Source organism: Ramlibacter rhizophilus (assembly GCF_004681965.1).
Taxonomy (GTDB): domain Bacteria; phylum Pseudomonadota; class Gammaproteobacteria; order Burkholderiales; family Burkholderiaceae_C; genus Ramlibacter; species Ramlibacter rhizophilus.
In genome coordinates this window covers 400452-413606 of sequence record NZ_SMLL01000006.1, presented here as the reverse complement: position 1 = coordinate 413606, position 13155 = coordinate 400452, and the positions used below count along the sequence as shown (strand labels likewise).

The 13155-nt window shown below is 70.1% G+C and carries 14 protein-coding genes, 3 tRNA genes and 1 pseudogene; 3 read left to right on the top strand and 15 right to left on the bottom strand.

Annotated elements, in window-relative coordinates; genetic code table 11:
• The 4 genes and pseudogenes from EZ242_RS16965 to EZ242_RS16950 form a co-directional block, all read right to left on the bottom strand.
• Nucleotides 1-77: pseudogene (locus EZ242_RS16965) on the bottom strand (GTP-binding protein); the annotation flags it as partial.
• Nucleotides 78-120: 43 nt separating this feature from the next.
• Nucleotides 121-195 (bottom strand) — tRNA-Thr (locus EZ242_RS16960).
• Between the two features lie 54 nt (nucleotides 196-249).
• Nucleotides 250-323: transfer RNA gene (locus EZ242_RS16955), tRNA-Gly, on the bottom strand.
• Nucleotides 324-464: 141 nt separating this feature from the next.
• Nucleotides 465-550 (bottom strand) — tRNA-Tyr (locus EZ242_RS16950).
• Between the two features lie 126 nt (nucleotides 551-676).
• Here EZ242_RS16950 and EZ242_RS16945 point away from each other — a divergent pair.
• Nucleotides 677-1834: a patatin-like phospholipase family protein gene (locus tag EZ242_RS16945; protein WP_135286363.1), complete on the top strand. Its 1158-nt coding sequence runs from the start codon at nucleotides 677-679 to the stop codon at nucleotides 1832-1834.
• 16 nt (nucleotides 1835-1850) lie between these two features.
• Here EZ242_RS16945 and EZ242_RS16940 read toward each other — a convergent pair whose 3' ends face one another.
• The 10 genes from EZ242_RS16940 to EZ242_RS22550 form a co-directional block, all read right to left on the bottom strand.
• Entirely contained in the window at nucleotides 1851-2585 is a 735-nt protein-coding gene (locus tag EZ242_RS16940) for a uracil-DNA glycosylase (protein WP_135286362.1), read from the bottom strand.
• A 53-nt stretch (nucleotides 2586-2638) separates the two neighbouring features.
• Nucleotides 2639-3427 carry an indole-3-glycerol phosphate synthase TrpC gene (gene trpC / locus EZ242_RS16935; RefSeq protein ID WP_135286361.1) on the bottom strand — a complete coding sequence of 263 codons (789 nt, stop codon included), beginning with the start codon at nucleotides 3425-3427 and terminating at the stop codon, nucleotides 2639-2641.
• A gap of 12 nt (nucleotides 3428-3439) precedes the next feature.
• Entirely contained in the window at nucleotides 3440-4471 is a 1032-nt protein-coding gene (gene trpD, locus EZ242_RS16930) for an anthranilate phosphoribosyltransferase (RefSeq protein ID WP_135286360.1), read from the bottom strand.
• 25 nt (nucleotides 4472-4496) lie between these two features.
• Nucleotides 4497-5546 (bottom strand): low-specificity L-threonine aldolase, encoded by a 1050-nt coding sequence (gene ltaE, locus EZ242_RS16925; RefSeq protein WP_135286359.1) that lies wholly within the window; start codon nucleotides 5544-5546, stop codon nucleotides 4497-4499.
• The gene (locus tag EZ242_RS16920) at nucleotides 5546-6115 is read right to left on the bottom strand and encodes an anthranilate synthase component II (protein WP_135286358.1); all 570 of its coding nucleotides are present in this window, start codon (nucleotides 6113-6115) and stop codon (nucleotides 5546-5548) included. Before EZ242_RS16920 ends, ltaE begins: the two co-directional genes overlap by 1 nt.
• Nucleotides 6116-6197: 82 nt before the next feature.
• Nucleotides 6198-7712, bottom strand: a complete 1515-nt coding sequence (gene trpE / locus EZ242_RS16915; protein WP_135286357.1) for an anthranilate synthase component I — start codon at nucleotides 7710-7712, stop codon at nucleotides 6198-6200.
• Between the two features lie 231 nt (nucleotides 7713-7943).
• Nucleotides 7944-8606, bottom strand: coding sequence for a phosphoglycolate phosphatase (gene gph, locus EZ242_RS16910; RefSeq protein ID WP_135286356.1), 663 nt, complete (start codon nucleotides 8604-8606; stop codon nucleotides 7944-7946).
• Nucleotides 8607-8637: 31 nt separating this feature from the next.
• Nucleotides 8638-9033, bottom strand: coding sequence for a KGG domain-containing protein (locus tag EZ242_RS16905; RefSeq protein WP_135286355.1), 396 nt, complete (start codon nucleotides 9031-9033; stop codon nucleotides 8638-8640).
• 148 nt (nucleotides 9034-9181) lie between these two features.
• Nucleotides 9182-11335 (bottom strand): catalase, encoded by a 2154-nt coding sequence (locus EZ242_RS16900; protein WP_135286354.1) that lies wholly within the window; start codon nucleotides 11333-11335, stop codon nucleotides 9182-9184.
• Nucleotides 11336-11374: 39 nt separating this feature from the next.
• Nucleotides 11375-11497 (bottom strand): hypothetical protein, encoded by a 123-nt coding sequence (locus EZ242_RS22550; RefSeq protein WP_276606542.1) that lies wholly within the window; start codon nucleotides 11495-11497, stop codon nucleotides 11375-11377.
• 186 nt (nucleotides 11498-11683) lie between these two features.
• Here EZ242_RS22550 and EZ242_RS16895 point away from each other — a divergent pair, with 186 nt between their 5' ends.
• Nucleotides 11684-11992 carry a hypothetical protein gene (locus tag EZ242_RS16895; RefSeq protein ID WP_135286353.1) on the top strand — a complete coding sequence of 103 codons (309 nt, stop codon included), beginning with the start codon at nucleotides 11684-11686 and terminating at the stop codon, nucleotides 11990-11992.
• On the opposite strand, the gene rpe is transcribed toward EZ242_RS16895, so the two are convergent.
• Nucleotides 11989-12678: a ribulose-phosphate 3-epimerase gene (rpe, locus tag EZ242_RS16890; RefSeq protein ID WP_135286352.1), complete on the bottom strand. Its 690-nt coding sequence runs from the start codon at nucleotides 12676-12678 to the stop codon at nucleotides 11989-11991. The genes EZ242_RS16895 and rpe overlap by 4 nt on opposite strands.
• A 39-nt stretch (nucleotides 12679-12717) precedes the next feature.
• Here rpe and apaG point away from each other — a divergent pair, with 39 nt between their 5' ends.
• Entirely contained in the window at nucleotides 12718-13098 is a 381-nt protein-coding gene (apaG, locus tag EZ242_RS16885; protein ID WP_135286351.1) for a Co2+/Mg2+ efflux protein ApaG, read from the top strand.
• The last annotated feature ends 57 nt before the right edge of the window (nucleotides 13099-13155 follow it).

Here is a 13155-nt window from a genome sequence, read left to right as displayed (position 1 = left end):
GTCTTGCCGTGGTCCACGTGACCGATCGTGCCCACGTTCACGTGCGGCTTGGTCCGCTCGAATTTTCCTTTTGCCATTTTTTTCGCCCTTCGAAAAAAGTAACTAGACGGTCAGATCAATTGGTGCCCTTGGCGGGAATCGGACCCGCGACCTCTCCCTTACCAAGGGAGTGCTCTACCACTGAGCCACAAGGGCGAAATTCTTGCGTTCGCCGAGCAAACAATCCACAACAGCACCGAGCGACGAAGGTGGAGCGGGAGACGGGAATCGAACCCGCGTCATTAGCTTGGAAGGCTAAGGTTCTACCATTGAACTACTCCCGCATCGGGCGAAGCTCTCAGGCCCTCGGCAGGCTTTCCTTGCTACCACTCGATCAACGCTCGATCGCCCGCACCTCAAGGTGCGTTCAACTTGCACCTCAAGGTGCGTTCAACTTGCATTCTTTCGCCCCACCCCATTTCGGGTGGTGGAGGAGGCTGGATTCGAACCAGCGTAGGCGTAAGCCAACAGATTTACAGTCTGCCCCCTTTAGCCACTCGGGCACCCCTCCGGCGAACCTCGGACTATAGCACGGTCGAAATGCTCGCTTGCATGTGCTGACGCACGGAAGCGAAAAACCCGGCTCGGCACGGTCGCGAAGCACCTCACGCATGCTGCGCCGCAGCAAAATGCCTGCATGAAGCCTGCGAATTCTAACGGCCGCAAAACCATCAGCCTCGCCCTGCAGGGCGGCGGCTCCCACGGCGCCTTCACCTGGGGCGTGCTGGACAGCCTGCTGGCGGACGGCCGGCTGGACGTGAAGGCGCTCAGCGGCACCAGCGCCGGTGCGCTGAACGCCGTCGCGCTGGCCAGCGGACTTTCCAGCGCCGCCGCCGGCACCGACCCAGCGCAGGCCGCACGCGAATGCCTGGCGCAGGTGTGGGAGGACATCGGCCACCTGGGCGCCCTGGGCGAACTGCACGCCCGCGTCGGCCGGGCGCTCTGGGGTGGGCTCGGTCTGGACTGGTCGCCCAGCACCCTGTGGACCCAGGCGTGGTCGGGCTTGCTGTCGCCCTACCAGGCCAACCCGCTCGACCTGAACCCGCTGCGCGACCTGCTCGCCCGCCGCATCGATTTCGAGGGCATCCGCCAGGCCGAGAGCCCGCGGGTGTTCGTGTCGGCCACGCATGTGAGCACGGGCAAGGCCGTGATCTTCCAAGGGCCCCAGGTGAATGCGGACGCCGTGCTCGCCTCCGCCTGCCTGCCCACGCTGTTCCGCGCCGTGGAGATCGACGGGCAGGCCTACTGGGACGGCGGCTTTTCGGTCAATCCGGCACTGACGCCGCTGATCGACTGCAGCGCGGACCCGGACATCGTGATCGTGCAGATCAACCCCCTGCGCCGTCAGGCCGTGCCGCGAAGCGCCGCCGAGATCCGCGACCGCATGAACGAGCTGAGCTTCAACGCCAGCCTGCTCACGCAGGTGCGAACGATCGATTTCGTGAACCGGCTGCTGGCGGAAGGCACCCTGGCACCCGGCAGCCGCAAGCTGGTGCGAATGCACCGCATCGACGGCGGCGACGCGATGGGCGCCTATTCCGCCTCGACCAAGGCGCGCACGGATCCCGGGCTCATCCGGGAGCTGTTCGCGCTGGGGCAGTCGGCGGCGCAGGACTGGCTGCGCGACAACTTCGCCCTGCTGGGCCAGCGCAGCACGATCGACGTGCAGCGCGACTACCTGGACGACACCCGGCTGAACTGGCCTAAGGCCTCGGCGCCGGCGGGCCCGCCCACAGCGCATTCGGCGTTCCGACCCTGGCTCGCGCGGCTCTTCCGCCTGCAGCAGCCGCGCTGAGCACGCCTTCGCGCCGCTACAGCACGCCCGTGCAGCCCTGCGCGGCCAGCCACTCGCGCGCGAGCCGGAAGTGGCCGCAACCGATGAAGGGCACGGGCGGACGCCGCGCCGACAGCGGCGAGGGATGGTTCGCCTTGAGGACCAGCGCCTTGCGCCCGTGCTGGGCCGCGGCCTGCTCGACAAGCCCCGCCTTGGCCTGCGCGTGCGCGCCCCACAGCAGGTAGGCGCAAGGCGATGCAGTTTCGGCCACCCGCGCGAGCAGGGCATCCGTCAGGCGCTCCCAGCCCTGGCCGGCATGGCTGGCTGGCCGCCCCTCCTCGACGGTGAGGCAGGTGTTCAGGAGCAGGACGCCGCGGCGCGCCCATTCGACCAGCGAGCCGCTGGCCGGCGTGCCGCCGAGCTCCTGGAAGATGTTGCGCAGCGACGGCGGCAAGGCCACGCCCGGCGCCACCGAAAAGGCCAGGCCTTCGGCCTGCCCGAGGCCGTGGTAGGGGTCCTGCCCGAGGATCACCGCATGCACCCGTGCCAGTGGCGTGAGCTCCAGGGCGCGCAGCGGCCGGGGTGGGAACACCACGGCACCCTGCGCCAGCCGCTCGCGCAGGAAGCTGCCGAGCGCCTGGCCCGGCGGGCTGGCGAAGAAGGCGTCGACCACCGGCCGCCAGTCCGGCGCCACCGGCCACTGCGCGGGATCGAAGGCCTGCAGTCGGTCTGCCCCCTCCTCCGGTCCGAAGCCCTGCAGCGATGCCTGCATCTCAGTTCTCTCTGCCGGGCGTCAGCCGCGACGCGCGAAAGGCGGGCGCCACGTCAGGCGAACAGGGCCGCCAGTGCCTCGCCCGGATCGTCCGCCCGCATGAAGGCCTCGCCCACCAGGAACGCGTGGACGCCGCTGTCGCGCATGCGCTGCACGTCCGGGCGAGAAAGGATGCCGGACTCGGTGACGAGCAGGCGGTCCGCGGGAACCTGCGCCATGAGCGACAGCGTGACGTCCAGCGACACCTCGAAGCTGCGCAGGTTGCGGTTGTTGATGCCCACCAGCGGCGTGCGCAGGCGCAGCGCGCGCTCCAGCTCAGGCCCGTCATGGACCTCCACGAGCACGGCCATGTCCAGGCTGCGCGCAACCGCCTCGAGTTCGGCCATGCGCGCATCCTCCAGGCAGGCTGCGATGAGCAGGATGCAGTCGGCGCCCATGGCGCGGGACTCGTAGACCTGGTAGGCATCGACCATGAAGTCCTTGCGCAGCACCGGCAGGTCGCAGGAAGCACGCGCCTGCTTGAGGTAGTCCGGCTGGCCCTGGAAGAACTGGCGGTCCGTCAGCACCGACAGGCAGGCCGCGCCGTGCTCGGCGTAGCTCTGCGCGATGTCGGCCGGGATGAAGTCGTCGCGCAGCACGCCCTTGCTCGGGCTGGCCTTCTTGATCTCGGCGATGACCGCGCTGCGGCCTTGCGCGATCTTGCGCCGCAGCGCGCCTTCGAAGTCGCGCGTGAGGACGCGGCTTTCGGCGTCGGCGCGCATGGCCTCCAGGGACACGCGCTTGCGCGCGGCGGCGACCTCTTCGTGCTTGACGGCAACGATCTTCTGCAGGATGTCGGACATGGTTCGGGCGACTCAGGGCGTGGTGGGTGCAGCGGCGCGGACGAGGGCGTCGAGCTTGGCCCGCGCGGCGCCCGACTCCAGCGCACTGCGCGCGCGGGCGACGCCGTCCTTCATGGTGTCGGCGACGTTGGCGGCGTAGAGCGCCACGCCGGCATTGAGGATGACGATGTCGCGCGCCGGGCCGGGCTGGTTCTCCAGCACGCCCAGCAGCATCTGCCGCGACTGCTCGGCGGTCTCCACCTTCAGCGCCCGGTTGCTCGCCATGGCCATGCCGAAGTCCTCGGGATGGATCTCGTACTCCGAGACCTGCCCGTTCTTCAGCTCGCCCACCAGGGTGGCCGCGCCCAGGCTGACCTCGTCCATGCCGTCGCGCCCGTACACCACCACCGCGTGTTCCGCGCCGAGCCGCTGCAGCGCACGCACCTGGATGCCGACCAGGTCGGGGTGGAACACGCCCATGAGGATGTTGGGTGCGCCGGCCGGATTGGTGAGCGGGCCGAGGATGTTGAAGATGGTGCGCACGCCCAGTTCCTTGCGCACGGGCGCCACGTTCTTCATGGCCGGGTGGTGGTTGGGCGCGAACATGAAGCCGATGCCCACCTCGGCCACGCAGCGGGCGATGTCCTCGGGCGCGAGGTTGATGTTCAGGCCCAGGCTTTCGAGCACGTCGGCGCTGCCGGACTTGCTGCTCACGCTGCGGCCGCCGTGCTTGCTGACCTTGGCGCCCGCGGCCGCGGCCACGAACATGGAGCAGGTCGAGATGTTGAAGGTGTGCGAGCCGTCACCCCCGGTGCCCACGATGTCCACCAGGTGCCGCTTGTCGGCGATGTAGACCTTGGTCGCGAACTCGCGCATGACCTCGGCGGCGGCGGTGATCTCGCCGATGGTCTCCTTCTTGACGCGAAGGCCCGTGATCAGCGCGGCGGTCATCACCGGCGACAGCTCGCCGCTCATGATGAGCCGCATGATCTTGAGCATCTCGTCGTGGAAGATCTCGCGGTGCTCGATGGTGCGCTGCAGCGCCTCCTGGGGCGTGATGGGCATGGCCTTTTCCTCCGGTGGTCGTGTCTCAGGCTTCGAAGAATTCCCGCACCGCCGCGACGGCCCGGTCGATGCCGGCGACGTCCACGTCCAGGTGCGTCACGAAACGCAGCTTGTACAGGCCCGTGGCCAGCACGCCGCGCTGCGCGAGGTGTTCCAGGAGCGCGCCGGCGCGCTCACGCGCCGCCGCCTGCAGTTCCACGAACACGATGTTGGTGTGCGGCGGCAGGGCCTGCACGCCCTCGATGCCCGCCAGCCCCTCGGCCAGGCGGCGCGCCAGGGCGTGGTCCTCGGCGAGCCGCTCCACGTGGTGGTCCAGCGCGTAGGCGGCCGCCGCCGCGAGCATGCCCGACTGCCGCATCGCGCCGCCGGCCATCTTGCGGATGCGCCGCGCCCTTGCGATCAGCTCGCGCGAGCCGCACAGGGCCGAGCCGGCGGGTGCGCCCAGGCCCTTGCTGAAGCAGACGGAGACGGTGTCGAAGGACGCCGCGATGCGCCGGGCCTCGGCCAGCGCGTCGGACTCGAGTCCCTCGGCCTGCGCCACGGCGGCATTGAAGAGGCGGGCGCCGTCCAGGTGCCGCCCCAGGCCGTGCGAGGCGGCCAGCCCACAGGCGGCGCGCAACCATTCCATAGGCATGAGCTGTCCGCCCAGCGTGTTCTCCAGGGCGAGCAGCCGGCTGCGGGCGAAGTGCGGGTCGTCCGGCTTGATCGCAGCCTCGATGTCGGCGAGCGCCAGCGTGCCGTCGGCCTGGTGCGCGATCGGCTGCGGCTGCACGCTGCCGAGCACCGCCGCGCCGCCGGCCTCCCAGCGGTAGCAATGCTGCATCTGGCCCACGATGTATTCGTCGCCCCGGCCGCAATGGGCGAGCACGGCGCACAGATTGCTCTGCGTGCCCGTGGGCATGAAGAGCGCCGCCTCGAAGCCGAGCAGGCCGGCCAGCTTGTCCTGCAGCGCGTTGACCGTGGGGTCGTCGCCGAAGACGTCGTCGCCCAGGGGCGCGGCCATCATCGACTCGCGCATGGCCGCCGTGGGGCGGGTGACGGTGTCGCTGCGCAGGTCGACGAGGCCGGCGGCCATCAGCGTTGCTCCAGGAAGTTCCTGAGCATGGCGTGCCCGTGCTCGGTGAGGATCGATTCCGGATGGAACTGCACCCCCTGGATCGGCAGCTCCCGGTGGCGCACGCCCATGATCTCACCATCGTCCGTCCAGGCCGTGGCCTCGAGCTGCGGCGGGCAGGCGGCGCGATCGATCGCGAGCGAGTGGTAGCGGTTGACCGTGAAGCGCCCGGGCAGGCCGTGGAAGACGCCCTGCCCGGTGGTGGTGATCTCGCTGGTCTTGCCGTGCATCAGCACCTGCGCCCGCACGATCGGGCCGCCGAAGGCCGCGCCGATGCTCTGGTGCCCCAGGCACACGCCCAGGATGGGCAGCTTGCCGGCAAAGTGCCGGATCGCCTCCACCGAGACACCCGCCTCGGCCGGCGAGCACGGGCCCGGGGAGATCACCAGGCGGTCGGCGCCGCGCGCCGCGATCTCCGCCACCGTGATCTCGTCGTTGCGGAACACCTCCACCTGCGCCCCCAGCTCGCCGAAGTACTGCACGAGGTTGTAGGTGAAGCTGTCGTAGTTGTCGATCATGAGCAGCTTCATGCCTTGACCCCCACGCTTGTCACTTCGTGTACTGCGCTGCCCCCCGAGGGGGCCTTCGCGCCTTGGAGCGGTCCGGCGGCGCTCATTCCAGTCCCTCCTCGACCAGCTCGGAAGCACGCAGCAGCGCGCGGGCCTTGGCCTCGGTCTCGCGCCACTCCAGCTCGGGCACCGAGTCGGCCACCACGCCGGCCGCGGCCTGCACGTAGAGCGTCTGGTCCTTGATGACGCCGGTGCGGATGGCGATGGCCACGTCCATGTCGCCGGCGTAGCTCAGGTAGCCGCAGGCGCCGCCGTATATGCCGCGCTTGACGGGTTCGAGCTGGTCGATCAGTTCCATGGCGTGCACCTTGGGCGCGCCGCTGAGCGTGCCAGCCGGGAAGGTGGCGCGCAGCACGTCCATGTTGCTCATGCCTTCGTTCAGGATGCCCTCGACGTTGCTCACGATGTGCATCACATGGCTGTAGCGCTCGACCACGAAGGCTTCGGTCACCTGGACGCTGCCGGTGCGCGCGATGCGGCCGATGTCGTTGCGGGCCAGGTCGATCAGCATCACGTGCTCGGCCCGCTCCTTCGGATCGGCCAGCAGTTCCTGCTCGGTGGCCTTGTCCAGCTCCGGGGTCGCGCCGCGCGGGCGGGTGCCGGCCAGCGGTCGGATGGTGATCTTCTGGCCCTGCGGCGTCTGCTCCTGCCGCACCAAAATTTCCGGCGAGGCGCCCACGACGTGGAAGTCATCACCCGCCGCGCCGCTCAGGTTGTAGTAGTACATGTACGGGCTGGGGTTCAGCGAGCGCAGCGCGCGGTACAGGGACAGCGGCGACTCGGTGTAGCGCTTCTTGATCCGCTGGCCCACCTGCACCTGCATGAAGTCGCCGGCGGCGATCAGCTCCTTGGCGCGCTCGGCGGCCCGCAGGTAGTCGGCCTTGGCGAACTCGCGCTCGGCCGGGAAGGTCTCGGTCTGCTTGACGCTGGGCGCACTCACCGAGTAGCGCAGCAACTCGCGCAGCTCGCGCAGCCGCCGCTTGGCCGATGCATAAGCTTCGGTCTGCGCGGGATCGGCATAGACGATCAGGTAGAGCTTGCCCGAGAGGTTGTCGATGACCGCCAGTTCCTCGCACTGCAGCAGCAGGATGTCCGGGCAGCCCAGCGTGTCGGGCGGGCAGCTGGCGGCCAGCTTCTTTTCGATGTGGCGCACGGTGTCGTAGCCGAAGTAGCCGGCCAGGCCGCCGCAAAAGCGCGGCAGGCCGGGCCGCAGCGCCACCTTGAAGCGCTGCTGGTAGCGCTCGATGAAGTCCAGCGGGTTGCCCTCGGCGGTCTCCACGACCTGGCCGTCGCGGACGACCTCGGTTCGCGCCTGCGGCCCGAAGCCCGTGGCGCGCAGGAAGGTGCGCGCCGGCAGGCCGATGAAGCTGTAGCGCCCGAAGCGCTCGCCGCCGACGACCGACTCCAGCAGGAAGCTCAGGCGCCCGTTGCCGCGCGCGTGGGCGAGCTTCAGGTACAGGGACAGCGGGGTTTCGAGGTCCGCGAAGGCCTCGGCGATGAGGGGGATGCGATTGAAGCCTTGCAGCGCCAGGCTCTTGAATTCGAGTTCGGTGATCACGGGGTGAGCCTCCACAAGCTCGGCGGCGCCCAGGGGCCGCACTGACGATCGACTTGTCCCGGGGGGCGGGACGCGGGGCACGGGCTGCCCCGTGCAATCAGCAACGCACGTTCGCAGGCTTGCGCCAGGGCCAGGCTCCCCGGTCGGAGCAACCTGTGATGGTGGTGCGGTGGATGAACATGGGCGGCCAGTGTAGCAAACGGTCCTGCCAGGGCAAACGCCCGCCGGCCCCTACAGCGGCAGCGCGGCGAGCGAGTCCACGAACGCATCCGCATCGACCTCCTCGATCGGCCGGCCGTGGTTGTAGCCGTAGCGCACCAGGACCACCGGGCAACCCGCCGCGCGTGCGGCCTGGGCGTCGTTCATCGAGTCGCCCACGACCAGCGTGCGCGCGGCTTCGCTGGCCAGGGCCCGGCAGGCCATGCGGATCGGCAGCGGATCGGGCTTGCGGCGCTCGAAGGCATCGCCGCCGAAGACCACGTCGAAGAAGGCCAGCAGGTCCTTGTCCGCGAGCAGCGCCTCGGCGAAGGACTGCGGCTTGTTGGTCACGCAGGCGAGCTTGAGGCCCTGCGCCCGCAGGCGCCGCAGGCCCTCGAAGGCGCCGGGGTAGACGCGCGCATGCCGGCCGTTGACCGCGCCGTAGTGGCGCTGGTAGGCCGCCCAGCAGGCATCGAATTCCGACGGGTCGCCGCCCGCTTCGGCCAGCGCGCCTCGCACCAGGTGTTCGGAGCCCTTGCCCACCAGGCGCTCGATGGCGGGCGCGGCCAGCGCGGGCAGGCCCGAGTCGGCCAGGCTGGCATTGAGGGCCACGGTGAAGTCCGCCAGGGTGTCGACCAGGGTTCCGTCCAGGTCGATGACGGCCGCCTGCAGCGTGCCGGATTGCAACTTGCTCATGGCCGGCGAGTGTGCCAGCCGCGCCACCGGCTCACTCGCGCTCGTCGCCACCCGCATCGGCGGCGGCCTCGCCGCTGTCGATGCCGCTGCCGCTGCCGCTGCCGCCGACGCCGGACCTGGTGGCATGCGCCGCGTCGGTCCGCCCGCGCCCGCCGCCGCTGGCCTCGCCGCCCTTGCGGCCCGCCCGGCGCGCCTCCTCCGAGGTGAACTCGTGCGCCGTGCCCCGCTCGTGGGCGGCCTTGCCCCCCTTGCTGCCGGCCCGGCGCGCCTCCTCCGGCGTGAATTCGTGGGCATTGCCGCTCTGGTGGGCGGCCTTGCCGCCCTTGCTGGCGATGGCGCGCTGCCGCTCAGGATCCATGGACGCGAAGCCACGCCTGGAGGTGCCGCCGCGAGGGCCGCCCTGGTCGCCGTCCTTGCCCGAAGCCATAGTGCTCTCCCGATTTGGCCTGCCGGCACACCGCCGGCACGCCAGCCATTGGGAAACAGGCGTGTTCGAGCGAGGGTCGGTCCGCTTGCGGTCCGGTCGTAGGAATCGGCCTGTGCCGAGTCGACCGGCCGCAACAGGCCGACGGCGCTCAGGCCGGGACTTCGTCGAGGCCGGGGCGTTGCCAGTGGCGGTGGGCGCCGAGCGCCTGGATGAATTCCTGCGCCATCTGCAGCCGATTGGCCGGATCGTTGCTTCCGAGCACCACGCCGGGCAGCGGCGCGTCCAGCGACACGGCCTTCTGCAGCAGCTGCGCGCCTTCGCCGATCAGGCACAGGGGCTTGCCGTGCCGGTACGCCTCCAGCACGAAGTGCACCGCATCGCCGCTGCGCAAGAGGGCCTGCGCGCTGGCCGTGCCCGCCGGCACGAGCACCGCATCGAACATGACCGAGGGCATGGTCACGATGCTGTGGTCCACCGCGAGCTGCTGGCCGGACGACGTGGAGATCACGCCGAGGTGCGAGGCGACCACCCGCGTGACGAGGCCGTGGTCGTGCAGCACCTGCTGGAGGACCTTCATCGCGCCGACCTCCGCGCCGGCGGCCACTAGGATGGCCACGCGCCGGGTGGCCAGCGGCGCCGCCTGGCCGTTCGGCTCCATGCTCAGGCTGGGCGAGTTCTCCAGCGACGTACCCGGGCGCGGCTCGCGGAAACCCGCGCGGCCCGCCGCCGCGCGGGGGTCCGGCGGTCCGATCCCCAGCGGCTCGGCGACCTTGCGCGCCAGCTTCGCGTCCACATGGGCCAGGTTGTCCACGACCCGCTGCCGGATGCCGGCCGCCTCGACCCGGGACAGCTCGTACTGGAATGCGGCGACCAGGTGCTCCTTCTCCGCCGCGCTCTGGCTGTTCCAGAACAGGCGCGCCTGGCTGAAATGGTCCTCGAAGCTGCTGCCGCGGCGGCGCTGCTTGGGCGAATCGAGCGCGTCCGGCATGCTCTGGAAGCCCTGCAGCCCCCCGTCCACCCGGAACTCCGCGCCACTGCCCAGGGTGTTGGGCTCGTAGCTCACGGCACCGCGCGCGATGAGCGCACGATGGCGGCCGTCCCGCTGGAAGTTGTGCACCGGACAGATGGCCCGGTTGATCGGCAATTCGTGGAAATTGGGCCCGCCCAGGCGGGAGATCTGGCTGCCGGTGTAGGCCTGCAGACGCCCCTGCAGCAAGGGGTCGTTGCTGAATTCGACGCCCGGCACCAGGTGCCCCGGATGGAAGGCGACCTGCTCGGCCTCGGCGAAGAAGTTGTCCGGGTTGCGATTGAGCACCAGCTTGCCGACGGGCTGCACCGGCACCAGTTCCTCGGGCAGCAGCTTGGTGGGGTCCAGCAGGTCCACGCCCAGGCTGTCGGCCTTGGCCTCGTCGACCAGCTGCACGCCCAGCTCCCATTCGGGGAAGTGGCCGGCCGCGATGGCCTCCCAGAGGTCGCGCCGCAGGAAGTCCGGGTCCTTGCCGGCGATCTTCTGCGCCTCGTCCCAGGCCAGCGCGTGCCGGCCCAGCCGCGGCTTCCAGTGGAACTTCACGTAGTGCGCGGCGCCATGCGCGTTCACCAGGCGGAACGTGTGAACGCCGAAGCCGTCCATCATGCGCAGGCTGCGCGGCAGCGCGCGGTCCGACATGAGCCACATCAGCATGTGGCTGGTCTCGGGCAGCAGCGAGGCGAAGTCCCAGAACGTGTCGTGCGCGCTGGAGGCCTGCGGCATGCCGTGGTGGGGCTCGGGCTTGAGCGCATGGACCAGGTCCGGCAGCTTCATCGCGTCCTGGATGTAGAACACCGGCATGCTGGCGCCGACCAGGTCGTAGTTGCCTTCGCGGGTGTAGAACTTCACGGCGAAGCCGCGCAGGTCACGGACGGTGTCGGCCGAGCCGCGCTCGCCGGCCAGATTGGAAAAGCGAACGAAGACGGGCGTGCGGCCGCCGGCCTCCTGCAGGAAGTCAGCGCGGGTGTAGCTCGACAGCGACCGGTACAGCTCGAAGTAGCCGTGCGCGGCCGCACCCCGCGCGAAGACGACCCGTTCGGGAATGCGCTCGTGCTCGAAGTGCGTGAGCTTCTCGCGCAGGATGAAGTCCTCGGCGAGCAAGGGGCCGCGCAGGCCGGCGCGCAGTGAGTTGTGGTTGTCGGGCACACCCACGCCCTCTTGCGTGGTCAGCAGGTTTTCCGTCTGCTGGATGTGGGACTCCATCTGCTTGTGCTTGGCCAGCACACTGTCGGACGGCTTGGCTTTCCTCTGCGCGTCCTGCTTGGATTGGGGCATGAATCTTCCTGATGGGGCCGCCGGCGGCAGCCACCCCTGTCACTGGCCTTCGAGTTCGAGGGCGGCGTCGATGACGCTCACCACCAGCGCGACGGCGATCAGGCCGCCGGCACTGGCGGCACACCAGACCAGCCATTCCGGCCAGGCAGCGAGCAATTCCATGACCTATCTCCCAGGTACCTCTCGGACATGCAACTGTCGCAAGCTCATGGGCGCCGACCCGTAGCCGGTGGGCGGGGGCATTTGTCGGTGGCTGCGGCCAGCTGGGGTAGGAGCGCGCTGACGCGCCGGCGGTTCGATGGCCCCCGTCCTACCCGCGCCGCCGCGCCACGGGCGCACCATGGCGCCATGAAGGACCAGAACCCCACCAGCACGGCCCCGCGCGGCCCCGAGCGGCCGGCGGCCAAGGCGCCGCAGCCCAACACGCTGCCGGCCCAGGGCGAGACGCAGCAGCCCGTGCCGCGCCGCGCGTTCGAGCGCGACGAATCCGCCGACAGCCAGGTGGCGGACGAGCCGTCGATGAAGGAGATCGGCCGCGTGGCCAAACGCGACGCGGACCGGGGCATCCCGGACACCACCCGGGGCGCGGAGCTCGACCGTACCTACGACAAGCTGCGCGAGGACCTGCCCGACGGGCAGAAGAAGTCCACGCCTTAGTCGGCTTCCAGGGCGCGCCGCATGTCGGCGATGACCGCCCGGTAGTCGGGCTTGCCGAAGATCGCGCTGCCGGCCACGAAGGTGTCGGCGCCGGCGGCGGCCACGCGGGCGATGTTGTCGGCCTTGATGCCGCCATCGACCTCCAGGCGGATGTCACGCCCGCTCGCCTCGATGCGGCGGCGCGCGGCCTCCACCTTGCGCAGGGCCGAGTCGATGAAGCTCTGGCCGCCGAAGCCGGGGTTGACGCTCATGATGAGGATGAGGTCGATCTCGTCGATGGTCCAGTCCAGCACGTCCAGCGGCGTGGCCGGGTTGAACACCAGCCCCGGCTTGCAGCCGCGCGCCCGGATGGCCTGCACGCTGCGGTGCACATGGCCAGAGGCTTCGGGGTGAAAGCTGATGTAGTCCGCGCCGGCGTCGGCGAAGAGCTGTGCCAGGGCGTCCACGGGCTCGACCATGAGGTGGACGTCGATGGGCACGGCCGTGCCGTCCGCGCGCCGGGCATGGGGCTTCAGGGCCGAACAGACCATGGGCCCGAAGGTGAGGTTGGGGACGTAGTGGTTGTCCATCACGTCGAAATGGATCCAGTCGGCGCCCGCCTCGATGACGTTGCGCACCTCGTCGCCCAGGCGGGCGAAGTCGGCGGACAGAAGGGACGGGGCGATGCGGTGGGTCGGGCTGCTCATCGCGCGATTTTCGCAAACGGGGCAAGCTACCATCGGCGCATGCCCAAGTACCAGTTCCGCGTCGAGGTCCTGCCGCAACACCTGCCCGAGCAGTCGGCCCCTTCGCAGGGCATCCACAGCTTCGCCTACACCATCACCGTCACGAACACGGGCGAGGTGCCGGCGCAGCTCATCTCGCGCCACTGGCGCATCGCCGACGCCAACGGCCAGGTCGAGGAAGTCAAGGGCCTGGGCGTGGTCGGCCAGCAGCCGCTGCTGCGGCCGGGCGAGTCGTTCCAGTACACCAGCGGCTGCCGCCTGCGCACGCCCACGGGCAGCATGCACGGCACCTACTTCTGCGTGGCCGAAGACGGGCACCGCTTCGAGGTGGAGATCCCGCTCTTCGTCCTGGACGACGGCACCCGGCGGGTGCTGCACTGAAGCGCGCGTCCGCAGCTCGGCTATAACCGGCGGCTCCATTGCAGCCGCGAAGACAGG

Bases quoted from the DNA above. Each gene is read 5' to 3' on its own strand.
- EZ242_RS16920 (WP_135286358.1), bottom strand. From the start codon at position 6,115: ATGAAGCTGCTCATGATCGACAACTACGACAGCTTCACCTACAACCTC.
- EZ242_RS16940 (WP_135286362.1), bottom strand. From the start codon at position 2,585: ATGCAGGCATCGCTGCAGGGCTTCGGACCGGAGGAGGGGGCAGACCGA.
- EZ242_RS16905 (WP_135286355.1), bottom strand. From the start codon at position 9,033: ATGGCTTCGGGCAAGGACGGCGACCAGGGCGGCCCTCGCGGCGGCACC.
- EZ242_RS22550 (WP_276606542.1), bottom strand. From the start codon at position 11,497: ATGGAATTGCTCGCTGCCTGGCCGGAATGGCTGGTCTGGTGTGCCGCC.
- gph (WP_135286356.1), bottom strand. From the start codon at position 8,606: ATGAGCAAGTTGCAATCCGGCACGCTGCAGGCGGCCGTCATCGACCTG.
- trpD (WP_135286360.1), bottom strand. From the start codon at position 4,471: ATGCCCATCACGCCCCAGGAGGCGCTGCAGCGCACCATCGAGCACCGC.
- EZ242_RS16895 (WP_135286353.1), top strand. From the start codon at position 11,684: ATGAAGGACCAGAACCCCACCAGCACGGCCCCGCGCGGCCCCGAGCGG.
- trpC (WP_135286361.1), bottom strand. From the start codon at position 3,427: ATGTCCGACATCCTGCAGAAGATCGTTGCCGTCAAGCACGAAGAGGTC.
- EZ242_RS16945 (WP_135286363.1), top strand. From the start codon at position 677: ATGAAGCCTGCGAATTCTAACGGCCGCAAAACCATCAGCCTCGCCCTG.
- EZ242_RS16900 (WP_135286354.1), bottom strand. From the start codon at position 11,335: ATGCCCCAATCCAAGCAGGACGCGCAGAGGAAAGCCAAGCCGTCCGAC.
- apaG (WP_135286351.1), top strand. From the start codon at position 12,718: ATGCCCAAGTACCAGTTCCGCGTCGAGGTCCTGCCGCAACACCTGCCC.
- ltaE (WP_135286359.1), bottom strand. From the start codon at position 5,546: ATGGCCGCCGGCCTCGTCGACCTGCGCAGCGACACCGTCACCCGCCCC.
- rpe (WP_135286352.1), bottom strand. From the start codon at position 12,678: ATGAGCAGCCCGACCCACCGCATCGCCCCGTCCCTTCTGTCCGCCGAC.